Annotated in this window: 8 protein-coding genes; 1 reads left to right on the top strand and 7 read right to left on the bottom strand. The window is 36.8% G+C overall.

The features are described 5' to 3' along the window. The 5 genes from C9914_RS08510 to C9914_RS08530 form a co-directional block, all read right to left on the bottom strand. Positions 1 to 4,959, bottom strand: coding sequence for a hypothetical protein (locus tag C9914_RS08510; protein ID WP_106764756.1), 4,959 nt, complete (start codon positions 4,957 to 4,959; stop codon positions 1 to 3). A 12-nt stretch (positions 4,960 to 4,971) separates the two neighbouring features. Then, the gene (gene rlmB / locus C9914_RS08515; protein ID WP_022264125.1) at positions 4,972 to 5,739 is read right to left on the bottom strand and encodes a 23S rRNA (guanosine(2251)-2'-O)-methyltransferase RlmB; all 768 of its coding nucleotides are present in this window, start codon (positions 5,737 to 5,739) and stop codon (positions 4,972 to 4,974) included. Between the two features lie 468 nt (positions 5,740 to 6,207). Continuing rightward, on the bottom strand, positions 6,208 to 7,401 hold the full coding sequence (locus tag C9914_RS08520) for a ComEC/Rec2 family competence protein (protein WP_106764758.1): 1,194 nt from the start codon (positions 7,399 to 7,401) through the stop codon (positions 6,208 to 6,210). A gap of 4 nt (positions 7,402 to 7,405) precedes the next feature. Further along, positions 7,406 to 8,935: a phosphohexomutase domain-containing protein gene (locus tag C9914_RS08525; protein WP_106764760.1), complete on the bottom strand. Its 1,530-nt coding sequence runs from the start codon at positions 8,933 to 8,935 to the stop codon at positions 7,406 to 7,408. A gap of 22 nt (positions 8,936 to 8,957) precedes the next feature. Continuing rightward, a complete protein-coding gene (locus C9914_RS08530) occupies positions 8,958 to 9,926 on the bottom strand; it encodes a hypothetical protein (protein WP_106764762.1) in 969 nt (322 codons plus the stop codon). Between the two features lie 191 nt (positions 9,927 to 10,117). Here C9914_RS08530 and C9914_RS08535 point away from each other — a divergent pair, with 191 nt between their 5' ends. Then, complete coding sequence (locus C9914_RS08535) at positions 10,118 to 10,594, top strand: DUF4830 domain-containing protein (protein WP_106764764.1); 477 nt, start codon at positions 10,118 to 10,120, stop codon at positions 10,592 to 10,594. Positions 10,595 to 10,646: 52 nt separating this feature from the next. Here C9914_RS08535 and gatB read toward each other — a convergent pair whose 3' ends face one another. Both gatB and gatA read right to left on the bottom strand, forming a co-directional pair. Further along, positions 10,647 to 12,065 carry an Asp-tRNA(Asn)/Glu-tRNA(Gln) amidotransferase subunit GatB gene (gatB, locus tag C9914_RS08540; RefSeq protein ID WP_106764766.1) on the bottom strand — a complete coding sequence of 473 codons (1,419 nt, stop codon included), beginning with the start codon at positions 12,063 to 12,065 and terminating at the stop codon, positions 10,647 to 10,649. A gap of 15 nt (positions 12,066 to 12,080) precedes the next feature. Beyond that, positions 12,081 to 13,511, bottom strand: coding sequence for an Asp-tRNA(Asn)/Glu-tRNA(Gln) amidotransferase subunit GatA (gatA, locus tag C9914_RS08545; RefSeq protein ID WP_242972098.1), 1,431 nt, complete (start codon positions 13,509 to 13,511; stop codon positions 12,081 to 12,083). Between the last annotated feature and the right edge of the window lie 46 nt (positions 13,512 to 13,557).

Below are 13,557 nucleotides of genomic sequence, written 5' to 3' on the forward strand. Positions count from 1 at the left end.
TTATGGTTTTCGTATAGTCGGTGCAACTATACCTACTATTATGCAGAAAACATACATAATCAGCAATTCAAGGATATTAAGTCTTGCAATTCCTGATATAAATGTAATTACACCAACAAGAACAAAACCTAAAATAATTCCTGCCATTTGCAAGAAAATTGAAAGTGTAACATTTGATTTAATTCTTATACAGCCCGAAATTGCTCTTGCGAATGACTGTATTCCACCCTTTGTTGCAATATATGCACGAGTTTCTTCATCAGGTGTATCTGTCATTTCCTTAGTTATATTTCCCAAACCTGTTGGCAATATCTTAACTGAACGATAGAAAACACCAAAATCTTCTGCAATTCTATCTTGAGTTATATTAGAATCAATCGTTCTCACAAGAATAGTAACACCATTCTGTTCGAGATTTCTAAGCTCCTCAGCGATATATGAGCTGCCCTTATAAGTAACTATAAACATTGCAACAAGCTCTCCGCCAAGTGATAAATAAACCGCTTGCTTGCTCTTATCTGTATACTTCTTTTCATATTCAACAGATGGCACTTTAATTCCGTGAGCTTCAAGAAGCCTGCGGTTTCCGAGAAGTATTCTTTGACCAGCTACCCAACCAACAAGTCCAAGACCGTCCTCATAAATAACGCTTTCAACATGAGGTAATGTATCTCTCTTACTCTTGATAATATTATCGAACATACTCGACATAGGTGCTTTAACTGCAAACATAACCGCTGCCGCACCACGAATAGCGTCATCTACCTTACTTCCGCTAAAGGTTTTTATTCCGCTCATTGTAACAGTTCCTGATGGATATAAATCATTTGCATCTACAATAATAGCGTTTGTATCACAGAATTGCTTTACTGATTCATAGCTTGTAACCATAGACCCTTTTTTAACAACTGCTGAGCAGAGCTTTTTAATTGGAAGGTTGACAGCTACGAGCTGACAAACAGGTGTAAGTATTATTGCAAAAAGTGCGAATGCACTTGCACCCTCTGCAACTCCCCCTCCAATAAACGCATAAAATAAGGCTGCAACAATAGCTACAACAGAGGTAATCGGTGCAATCTTGGAAGCAATATTTTCGCTTGGGTCAGGTGCATATGAAAGCTGTAAGAAATTACTCAGGAACTTTGTCTTCTTTCTATATGCAATAAGGGGTTTATTAAGAGGTGCTCCCATAAACATTCTCTTTGCATTTCTTTCATCTGTATAAATCTTGCCCGCATAAAGCTCAGGATTTTTCATAATAAACTTAAAGTTATCATGTACACGAGTAATTATCAGCATTCTACCTATACAATTAAGCAAAAGTCCAAGAATCACAAGTGTTGTATAGTAATGCAGATAACCATTTATAAAGCTTTGTGGAGAGAAAAACGATACAAAGGCTTGAAGTATTCCTGCGAAAGATGCAACTGCAAGGCTTGTATCAGAATTAGCCTTGAAATGCCTTAGTGGTATTAGTCCATTTATTATTGGAACATAACAAGCCACTACACATACACACAAGATTATGGCATTTAAAAACGCAACTAAAAGCCAGCCAAAAGGCATATTCATAAAGGTTTCGCTTATAACTCCAACAAGTATATCTAATGTTATTGAAAAGACAAGTCCTATCGCAACAATTATTGAACGGAATGTAAGCTTACGATAATTGTTATTTATCTCTGAACGAATTTCTCTCTCATCATTCTTACTTGAATATTCTTCAATTTCTCGATTTTCTCCATTGGAATCAATATCATCAATGTCAAAATCTTCATCATCACTAAAAAGCTTTAACATTTGAGTTTTCTTTTTTATAGCTTTTTTAGCCTCAGATGCCTTATTATTTTTTTTCTTTTCGGTTTTTGGCTTTGCAGTTTTTTCTGGTTCAGGCTGAACAGCTTCTTTTTTTTCCTTTATATCAGGCATTATTTCAGGACGCTGTTTTTTACGAATAAAACTCGGAACAGCCATCTTAACCGCAGGTGGTACTGTCGGCATTTTAGGCTTTGGAATTTTCACCTTGTGTGTTTCTTCTGCCTTTGTTTGTTGCACCTCTTGCTTATGAATAGGTTTAACTACTGATGTATGTTTTTGTTCTTGTTGTGGTTGAGCTTTTTGTTCTGATTCAACCTTTGCAGTAGCTTTTTGTTCTGGCTCAGGATTTTTTTTAAGCTTTTTAAATGAAAATTCACCAAAAACAGAAGTTTTTCCGCTCTCATCATTTTTTTTCTTCTGTTCTAACTGTTTTGACTGTTCAGACCTTGGTGGATTTTGCTTATCATCAGGTGGTGTAGGTGGTTCAGGCGACTTTGGTTTGTATTTATATGCACGATATTCACTTCTTACCGTTTTAGTAAACTTACCCGCCATAACTACAAAATTATTTTTTTCTGATGGACGACTATATGTAAGCAGAGTTTTAGGTATATTATCCTTTGCAAAATCAAGCTTAAATTCCTGAATAAGCTTTTCATCTTCTATAATAATAGGATTAAACTGCTTTTGCTGAACTACTGGTTCGCTTGATTTCTGTTTAGGCTTTACTCTATCAACAATTCTGACGAAAGGATTCTCGCTATCTTCCGTCTTTTCCTCGGCAACCGCTTGCTTTACTGGTTCAGCCTTTTCCTCGACAACTGCTTGCTTGACTGATTCTGCCTTTTCCTCGACAACTGCTTGTTCGACTGGTTCAGCCTTTTCCTCGACAACCGCTTGCTTTACTGGTTCAGCCTTTTCCTCGACAACCGCTTGCTTTACTGGTTCAGCCTTTTCCTCGGCAACTGCTTGTTCGACTGGTTCAGCCTTTTTCTCGACAACTGCTTGCTTTACTGGTTCAGTCTTTTCCTCGGCAACTGCTTGCTTGACTGGTTCAGCCTTTTCCTCGGCAACCGCTTGCTTAACTGGTTCAGCCTTCTCCTCGACAACTGCTTGCTTTACTGGTTCAGCCTTTTCCTCGGCAACTGCTTGCTTTACTGGTTCAGCCTTTTCCTCGGCAACTGCTGGCTTTACTGGTTCAGCCTTCTCCTCGACAACTGCTTGCTTAACTGGTTCAGTCTTTTCCTCGACAACCGCTTGCTTTACTGGTTCAGTCTTTTCCTCAACAACCGCTTGCTTGACTGGTTCAGTCTTTTCCTCGGCAACTGCTTGCTTGACTGATTCAGCCTTTTCCTCAATATGCTTTTTAACTGGCATATCAATTATTTGGATGAAAGGACTATCGAAATCGAAATCATCGTTTTTAACTTCACTTTGAATAGGTTTTGATACTGTTTTTTCAACCTTAGTATCAGCCATTATTTGTTTTGCAACTGATTCAAAGTTAATATCATCTTCAGCAGATTTAATTTCTATTTCAGCTGGCTTTGTAGTTTCTTCTTTAGTTTCTTTTTTAGTTTCTTCTTTAGTTTCTACTTCAACTGATTTGGCAGTTTCTTCCGATTTAATTGGCTTCTCAGTCTTTGGCTTTTTAGACCTGCGTGGTTCTCTTAGAGCGTCACCTGCAATTTGCTCTGAAAGAATAGAAAAATCAAGCTGGTCTGAAAGCGGTGAATTTGAAATATCTTCATTCGATTCATCGTCATCAAGTGCAATATCTATTGAAATTCTATTTCGCTTTTCTTCTGCAAGAATTTCGTCAAAAGTTAATTCATCATCAGTTTTCTTCTTATATACTTTTGTATCCGACTTAATTTCAGCTGTTATAGGTTTTTTATCAATTTTCGACTTAATTTCTGTTTCAACAGGCTTTTCTTCAACTTCCGACTTAGTTTCTGTTTCAACAGGCTTTTCTTCAACTTCCGATTTAGTTTCTGTTTCAACAGGCTTTTCTTCAACATCCGACTTAGTTTCTGTTTCAACAGGCTTTTCTTCAACTTCTGACTTAGTTTCTGTTTCAACAGGCTTTTCTTCAACCTCCGACTTAGTTTCTGTTTCAACAGGCTTTTCTTTAACCTCCGACTTAGTTTCTGTTTCAACAGGCTTTTCTTCAACCTCCGACTTAGTTTCTGTTTCAACAGGCTTTTCTTCAGATTCTATTTTAGTTTCTTTTGATTTATCTTCAGTTAAATTAAAATCGGTATTTATAGTTGTGTTCTGTGCAGCAATTTTTAGCAAATCTGGTTTATTATCTTTTTTCTCATCATCAGGCGCTTGATAAACAATATTTTCCTTATATTCCTCATCAAAATCAAGTGGATTAGCATTTTTCAAACGCTCTACACCACTACTTGTACTGAATATAACATCGTCATCGTATTCTTCATCATCTTCAAAACCGAGATAATATAATGCTTTTTCCTTTGCAGTAGAAAGAAATTTAGAAAACTTTGATTTAAAGCTTGGCTTTTCATCTGCTCCTTGAGACAAATCTTCTGAAAATTCGTTTTCCTTTTCTTTTAATTCAATTTTATGTTCAGCTTGTTTTTGAGTATTAGCAATATCATCTACTTCACTATTTAAATCTTGATTCTTGGTTTCCGAACTTTTTTTCTCAGTTTGAACATCTTCTTTTGGTTTATCTTCAACTTTTTTCTTTGTCATATCAGCTTGCTTTTGTTCCGCAATAATTTCAGCAAGCTTTTCATCAGTAAGCTTAGGAATTTTCATAGTAATAGTTGTAACGCCCTTTGATTCCTCTTCAGCCTTAACAACAACTACCGCTTCCTCTTTTGCACTACCTGTAACCTCCTTGCTAAGGTCAAGAATTTCTTGACTGTCGCTAAGATTCATAGAAGATGTCTTCTTTTCAGTTTCGGACAGAGAATTTTTTTGATTACTATTTTTCTTTTTTATGCGTCCGAAAATTCCACGGATTGCAGACTCTTCCTCTAATTGATTTTTCTTTGATTCAACATCATTTTTATCTTTAATTTCGCTAAAAACATCGTCGAAATCATTGGTCATATCATCAAGAACTTTATCTTCTGAGCTATCTGAAGTTCTTTTTTTCTCTGCCATTGAAATTCCCCCTTATTTAGCTTTTATTTCAAGTCGCTGACGAGTAAACTCATACATCAAAACACCAGCAGCAACAGACGCGTTAAGAGAATTAATTTTTCCGAGCATAGGCAAGGACAATATAACATCGCATTTTTCTTTAACAAGTCTTTGTAAGCCCTTGCCTTCAGAACCTATTACTAAAGCACACGCACCTTTGAGGTCACTCGTGCAATAGGTTTCTCCGTCCATATCAGCACCGTATATCCAAAGTCCTTTTTCTTTAAGCTCATCAATAGTTGCAGGAATATTTGTAACTCTTGCAACAGGCATATATTCATATGCACCAGCAGAAGCTTTGCCAACAGAGAATGTTAAGCCTGCGGCTCTGCGTTTTGGTATTATAACACCATGGGCACCCGCACATTCAGCAGTACGGATAATCGCACCAAGATTATGAGGGTCTTCTATGTTATCAAGTATAATTATAAAAGGTTTCTCGCCTTTTTCTTCTGCTATTTTAAGAATTTCATCAACACTAACATACTCTTTCACTGCCGCAATAGCAATTATTCCTTGATGGTTAGCATTACCACACATAAAATCGAGCTTTCTGCTATCAACTTCTTTAATTGGAATACCCTTTTCCTTAGCCTTAGCAACAATAACCTTAACCGAACCGCTCATTTCTCCGTGAGCAACAAGTATTCTTTCGATAGAACGCCCAGATTTAAGTGCTTCTGAAACAGGATTTCTTCCCGCTATAATATCTTCGCCTTTTTCAAAATTATCGTTTTTCAAACTATATTCACCCTTCTATACGAAAAATATCTCAAAAAAATAAAAATATACCATTAAAAGTCATTCCATAAAATTATATCATAAATAAATTCAAATTTAAAGTAACTTTGCAAATACTTTTGCATTTTCTTGCAAATAAATACATAATACTTAATTAATATGATTTCTATAAAAATTAAAGCTTTGCTTAAGCTTTTTTAAGCATAAGCCAAATATACTTTTTTAATCAAATAATGCTCTTTGTCAATAAAGACTTGAAAATTTCAGAACTTATGTTATACTATAACTAACAAATGAAAGGATAATTACTATGAATAATAAAAAACGAAAGCTTATCATAAGAATTGTTGCACTTGTTCTTGCAGGACTTATGGTTGTAAGTATCTTCAGTATACTCCTTTCAACCATACATTTCTAAGCATAAATAAAATCGAGGTTAGCATTTTTGCTAACCTCGATTCTTTTTATTTATATCGCACTTGTAGCTGAATCTTCGGTTGCTTCTTGAGAAGCTTCACTTTCTGTGCTGTTTTCTGATTCATCACCTGATGTTTGAGATTCCGCACTTGAATCTGTTGAGGATTCAGAGCTTGAGCTTTCGTTTATAGGTGTAGAATTTTCTTTTGCAGCCTGCTTTTCAGGCGTAAGCCTAAGCTCGTTCATACCATCAGATTTAAGAGTGATTGTACCATTTAAATCTGTACGGAACACCTTAGTTTCATTTTGCTCAAGAGTTTTAAGTGTCTCTTGATGAGGATAACCCTCACTGTTATTTGCACCACAAGAAATAATTGCATATTTAGGTGCAACAGCCTTTATAAATGACTTTCCAGAAGCTGCTGAACCTCCATGATTGCCAATCATTATAACATCTGAGGTTACATCTATACCATTATCAATGATTTCCTGCTCAGAATAATTTTCTGCATCACTCATAAATATAAATTTCTGCTGACCATATTTTAAAAGTACAGCTGTCGAATAGTTATTCAAGTCGCTATATGCACTATCATTTGGTGAAATTATATCTACTGTAAGTGAAAGTGAGAAATAAATATGTGTTCCACTACTTGCATCAAGCTTAATAAGCTTTTTTGCTGAAAGTGCATTTGTGAAGCTTTTATATACTTCAGCTACATTTTTTTCTGTTTCGTATGAGTTGATAATATCTTCTACATTCGGTGCATAAACTCTGCCTATATCAAAGTTTTCTATAACACTTGACATACCGCCTATATCATTGACATCAGCATTAGTTGCGATAAGATAATCTATTTTTTTAATTTTCTCATTTTTGAGATAGCTTACAAGCTTATCACTACTTTCCTTAGGACCTGCATCAATAAGAAGATTCTTGCCATCTGGAAGTAAAACTAAAGTCGAATTACCTTGACCAACATCAATATACCTTATCTCAAGACCACTTCTCTTAATGGTTTCTTCCTCTTTCTTAGAATCTTCGCTTGATTCTGCTCTTGAAGCCGTACTGACAACTGATGAATTCTGAGATGAAATCTGTGCAACAGGCTTTTGTTCTTGATTTCTATTTGTTTGTGAAGAAACTATCAATGCAATAACCGCAGCAATAACTGCGAGCGACAATCCTACAATAAGTGATGGAGTACCCGCCCTACGGTTATAATTTTTATTACTGTTGCTCAATTAATCAACCCCTTTTCAAAGCTTTAGAAATACCTGAGGAATCAAGCTCAGTAAATTCCTTAAAGAAACCTTCTAACTTTTTAAGAATTGTTTCAACGCCACCAACGCTGTTACTCTCAATGTTCATAGGCATAATTGGGTCATGTACGCTCAATCTTAGCAAGAACCAACCGTTGCCATTATTCTTATCAAAAGATACTCTGATGCCCTCGTGATTATCAGGAGCTATAATAAATTCTGGCTGTGCCTCAGCATATTTTGTCAAGCTTTCGATAACCTTTTCTCCATATGCCCTGAAATCCTCTGTAAGAATATTCATTCTGATTTCCTTGCTTTCTATTGGTTCAGCAAGATTTTCGAGAAGTGATTCAAGAGTTTTGCCTTCTTTTCTAAGCTGTGCAAGTTTAATGATAATTTTTGTGCAAAGATAAGCACCATCATCAAGAAAATAGTTTTCTCTCATAGCTGCATGGCCTGATGTTTCGATAGCCAACGGACAGTTTACACCTATTTCATTTTGTCTGATAGCCTCGTTGATTACATTTTTATATCCACGCTTAAAACGGAGATGCTTTCCACCAAGTTCATTCTCAATAAAATCTTTAAGTCCGCTTGAGGTAATGGAATCAGTTACAATAAGACCACCCTCATTGCCCTCAAGAGCAATAGCTGCTGCGATTGCAACAAGTCTGTTTCTGTTGATTTCATTTCCGCTTGAATCAACAGCACCGCCTCTATCAACATCAGTATCGAATATAACACCTAAATCAGCATTAGCCTTCTTAACTGCTGAACAGATTGAAGCCATCGCTTCTTCATTTTCAGGGTTAGGTATATGATTAGGGAACATACCGTCTGGCTCGAGATAAACACTGCCCTCTGTATCTGCACCAAGTGGCTCTAAAACATCAGAAGCATAAAATCCTCCTGCACCGTTTCCAGCATCAACAACAATCTTAAAGCCTGTAAGCGGCTTATCATAATTCTCTGCATTAACAGCCTTTTTGATTATTTCACGAAGTCCAGCGGAATAATCCTTCATATAATTATATTTAGTAATAGTTCCGCATGAAACTTTTTGAGGCGTTTTGCCATCTTGTGCGAATTGAAGAATTGCTTCTATATCCTCAGCCTCAAGACCACCATCTCTTGTGAAGAATTTAAGTCCGTTACGGTAGAATGGGTGGTGGCTTGCAGTAATCTGCAAAGCACCATCACAAGCTAAATCAACAGTTGTCATAAACATAGCTGGTGTACTTGAAAGTCCGCAATCTATGACTTCTGCACCACTTTCTTTCATAACATCAGCACAAAGGCCAAGTATATGTTCACCGGAAATTCTTGAATCTCGTCCAACAGAGATTTTAAGCTCAATAGGCTTTTTGCCGACCTTATTGCTAAGCCAAAGTACAAAACCGCCTGCCATGGCACGAACAGCATCATCTGTCAGATTAACCTTATTTTCTTTATATTCAACTGCAACTCCTCTTATGTCTGTACCACTTTTAAATTGCTTCCATTCACGATTAAGCATTACTTTTTCCTCCGAAAAATCATTATTTAACGACCTTAGTAAGGTCAACATCATATCCATTGAAAGTTAAAGTCATTGTATCGCCCTTTAAAAGATACGGAATCGTAATTGTATTAACTTCTCCGTTATACATATATTTAACTATTATAGCGTCGTAACCGTCATCACTTTCTCCGAAATTATAAGTACCCTCTGTCTTTGAATTCCCAGTATCTTCAGAAAATCTTCCGTCCTTAGTAAATGTATATACTATATTTCCATCAGCGTTCCACTCGCCAACAACGCCATTATTAAGCTTAAAGTCATCGTCAGGGTCTAAGGCATAGCTATTATCAGCTTGAGTAAATTTCATAACCTCGTCGCCATTAATAAGCTTTAGTGTTCTGCCACTAAATATATTACCAGAAACTTCGTAATTATAGGAATAAGCACTTTGATATGCTGAGAAATAAAGCTGTAAGATATTCTCGTTAGCATCAGAGGTTGTCTTGTTATACCAACCAGACCAACTTCTTCCACCATTTATCATATTTGCACTCGGAGAATTAGACTCTTTATCTGAAAAATAAGATTTCTCATTATCAAAGAAACTCATTTTTTCTTTATTACCAAATTCAAATTTCATAACAGCAGTTTTGGTATTTCCTGAATTATCTGTAAATTCTACATCAGTTGCCCAAACACCAGAAACATCATTATTAAAGAAAGCATACCAAGCACCAAAGGATAATGCTGTCACCGCAAAAATAGATGCTGCAACTACAAGCGTTCTGTTTTTGTGCTTTTTAGCTTTTGAATTTTCTTCATCAATATCTGCATTGCTTTCTTCGGTATCATCGAGTTCAGCATTTGTTTCATCAGCTGGAATCATTTCAGAATCATTCTGGTTATCCTCTGTATTGTTTTCAATCTCTGATGATACTATATTCTCATTAACTTCTTGAGTTTCTCCATTTTCAAGTTGATTTTCTGTATTATCGTTTAGACTCATAACTTACCTCCGACTATTCGTGAGTATATTTAGCTCTATTATATTTATATAGATTATATTTTACATTAAAATCGTACTAAATACAATAGCTACACAGAAAATTATAAAAAATGTAACCATTAGTGCTATTTTCAGAAATATTTTCGTTTGGAATTTCATATTATTTTATAAATAAAGGAGCGTGTTTTTTTATGTTCATAGTTTCAGTAAAGCCTAAGAAAAAGACTGTAATAATAGTAAGTGCCATTGTTGCAGCAGTAATTTTGCTAATAATTGGAATAACTGTATTGTCAACCGCTCCAGCAAGTGCTAATGGAGAAAAAGGTTCTTACAGTCTTGAGGCTGATGGAAACGCTGGAAGAATTGAATTTTTAGAACAATTTGGCTGGAAAACCTCGGGCAAAGCAACTAAGACCGAAAAAATTACAATCCCATCAGAATTTAATGAAGTTTACACAAGCTATAATGAACTTCAAAAACAGCAAGGTTTAGACCTTACGAAATATAGTGGCGAGGAATGTACTAAATATACATATAAAATTCTTAATTACGATAGTAATAGCAAAATCGTTGCAAATCTCCTTGTGCTTGATAAGAAGGTTATCGGCGGTGACATTAGCGAAACAAAAAAAGATGGCTTTATGCAGACCTTCTACAAAAACAAATAACAACAGAAATACCGTCACAGGCTTATCTTTCTGTGACGGTATTTTTAAGGCTTTAAGCCTTAGCAATAAGCTCTTTTATTTTAGCCTCAGCGGCAACAGCGTCTGCCTTGCCTCTTGAATTTTTCATAACAAAACCAACAAGTGATTTAATTGCCTTTTCCTTGCCGTTCTTATAATCGCTGACAGCATTAGGATTAGATTCGACAGCCTGTTCGCAAAGCGAAATCATAGTTGTTTCATCAAGACCGCCCATATCGCTTTCTGAAATAAATTCAGTTGCCTTTTTGCCTGTATCAAGCATTTTTTCGAGTGTGCTCTTAGCGAGGTTCATCTTAATCTTGCCATCATCAATAAGCTTAATAAGTTCACGCAAATCCTCTGCACTAACTTTAATATCAAAAGCTTCCTTATCGCTTTCTGTATCAAGTCTGCGGAAAATCTGACCGATAATGAAGTTTGCGGCAGTTTTTGGATTCTTTGTACCCTCGCTTGCTTCCTCATAAAATTCAGCAATTTTGCGATACTTTGTAAGAAGTGCTGCATCTGTTTCGGAAAGTCCAAGCTCGGTTACATATCTTTCCGCTTTCTGTACAGGAAGCTCAGGAAGAAGATTTTTAAGCTCCTCAACCTCTTCTCTTGAAACACTTATAGTAACAAGGTCAGGGTCACGGAAGTAACGGTAATCGTTTGCATCTTCCTTACCACGCATACTTGAAGTAGTATTTGTAACATCATCATAGCGAAGTGTTTCCTGAATAACCTTACCGCCGTTCTCAAGAATATCAACCTGACGCTCGAACTCATATTCCATAGCCTTTGCAATAAAGTTGATTGAGTTCATATTCTTGATTTCTGTTCTTGTGCCAAGCTTATCACTGCCAACCTCACGAACAGAAATATTAACATCGCATCTCATAGAGCCTTCCTGCATCTTGCAGTCAGAAACTCCGATATATCTCATAATAAGCTGAAGCTTTTCAACATATTCTCTTGCTTCCTCAATAGACCTTATATCAGGCTCGGAAACAATCTCAATAAGCGGAACGCCACCTCTGTTATAGTCAACAAGAGTATCTCCGTGACGGTGAATAAGCTTACCTGCGTCCTCTTCAATATGGATTCTTGTAAGACGAATCTTTCTGCCGTTTGAGAGCGGAATATATCCGCCTACGCACAATGGCATATCAAACTGTGAAATCTGATAAGCCTTTGGGAGGTCAGGATAGCAGTAGTTCTTTCTGTCCATCTTTGCAATTTCAGGAATAGTGCAGTTTGTTGCAAGACCTGCCATAACTGCATAACGGACAACCTGACGATTAAGCTTAGGAAGTGTACCTGGTAAACCTATACAAATCGGACAGCAATGAGTATTAGGGTCACCGCCGAATTGAGTTGTACAGCCACAGAAAATTTTTGTCTTTGTTGAAAGCTCAACATGGGTTTCAAAACCCGCAACCATCTCATATTTCATTATTTGCAAACCTCCTTATAGCTTTACGCCAAAATCAGAAGCCCTAAATGCCTCTGGAACAGCTGTTTCATACTGATGTGCCACATTAAGTATAGTAGCCTCGGAGAAGCTGTCACCGATAAGCTGCATACCGATAGGCATACCCTTTGCGTTAAATCCGCATGGAACAGAAACAGCAGGAAGTCCGCAAATATTTACAGGAACTGTGCAAATATCAGTAAGATAGGTTTCGACAGGGTCGCTTATAGCGTTACCGTTTTCAAAAGCTGTCATAGGAACAGTTGGTGCAAGAATTACGCTACACTTTGTAAATGCCTCTTTGAAAGCATTTACAATAGTACCTCTAAGATTCTGAGCCTTTTTATAGTAAGCGTCATAGTAGCCTGAGCTCAAAACATATGTGCCGAGAAGGATTCTGCGTTTAACTTCATCACCGAAGCCTTCACTTCTTGTTTTCTTAACCATATCGTTTACATCATCATAATGCTCTGCCTTAAAGCCATAACGAATGCCATCATATCTGCCAAGGTTAGAAGATGCCTCTGCACAAGCAAGGATATAATAAACAGGAAGTGCATACTTCAAAACTGGTAAATCAAAGTAAACAATCTCTGCACCAAGTGACTCATAAACCTTTGCTGCATTCATAACAGCCTCACGAACATCGTCACGAACGCCTTCAATATATTCCTTTGCGATACCAATTTTCATACCTTTGATAGAATTGTTAAGAGTATCAACAGCAGCTGCACCCTGTCTGCCACGAGAAGTTGAGTCCATTTTGTCATATGCAGAAATTGCATCAAAAACAATAGCTGCATCCTCAACAGAAGTTGTTATAGGTCCAATCTGGTCAAGGCTTGAAGCATAAGCAATCAAGCCATATCTTGAAACCGCACCATAGGTTGGCTTTAAACCTACAACGCCACAAAAGCTTGCAGGCTGACGGATAGAACCGCCTGTATCAGAACCCAAGCCATATACAGCAATATTTCCGCCGACAGCAGAAGCTGCACCGCCTGAACTTCCTCCAGCAACATGATTTATGTTGTGAGGGTTCTTAGCTCCGCCAAAGCAAGATGTTTCGCAAGATGAACCCATTGCAAATTCGTCCATATTGGTTTTGCCAAGAAGAACTGCGTTTTGCTTTTTAAGAATATCCCAGACTGTTGCATCGTAAATCGGAACATAGCCCTTGAGGATTTTTGAACAACAGGTTGTTTCAATTCCGTCTGTTGAAATATTATCCTTGAGAGTCATAGGAATACCCTCAAGTGGGGAAAGCTTTTCGCCCTTAGAGATTTTCTCGTCAACCTTTTTCGCAGTGTCCAAAGCAATCTCAGGAGTTTTCTTAACATAGGCATTAAGCTCGCCATTACTATTTTCTATTTCGTCAATATATGATTGTGTAAGCTCTGTGCAAGAAATCTTCTTGCTTTCTAACATATCAGCTAATTTTTTTATGTTTCCTCTTGAACTCAATTACTTCACC

Origin of the sequence: Pseudoruminococcus massiliensis, assembly GCF_900291955.1 — a bacterium.
Lineage (GTDB): Bacteria > Bacillota > Clostridia > Oscillospirales > Acutalibacteraceae > Pseudoruminococcus > Pseudoruminococcus massiliensis.

Bases quoted from the DNA above. Each gene is read 5' to 3' on its own strand.
- C9914_RS08510 (WP_106764756.1), bottom strand. From the start codon at position 4,959: ATGGCAGAGAAAAAAAGAACTTCAGATAGCTCAGAAGATAAAGTTCTT.
- C9914_RS08525 (WP_106764760.1), bottom strand. From the start codon at position 8,935: ATGCTTAATCGTGAATGGAAGCAATTTAAAAGTGGTACAGACATAAGA.
- C9914_RS08530 (WP_106764762.1), bottom strand. From the start codon at position 9,926: ATGAGTCTAAACGATAATACAGAAAATCAACTTGAAAATGGAGAAACT.
- C9914_RS08535 (WP_106764764.1), top strand. From the start codon at position 10,118: ATGTTCATAGTTTCAGTAAAGCCTAAGAAAAAGACTGTAATAATAGTA.
- gatB (WP_106764766.1), bottom strand. From the start codon at position 12,065: ATGAAATATGAGATGGTTGCGGGTTTTGAAACCCATGTTGAGCTTTCA.
- gatA (WP_242972098.1), bottom strand. From the start codon at position 13,511: ATGTTAGAAAGCAAGAAGATTTCTTGCACAGAGCTTACACAATCATAT.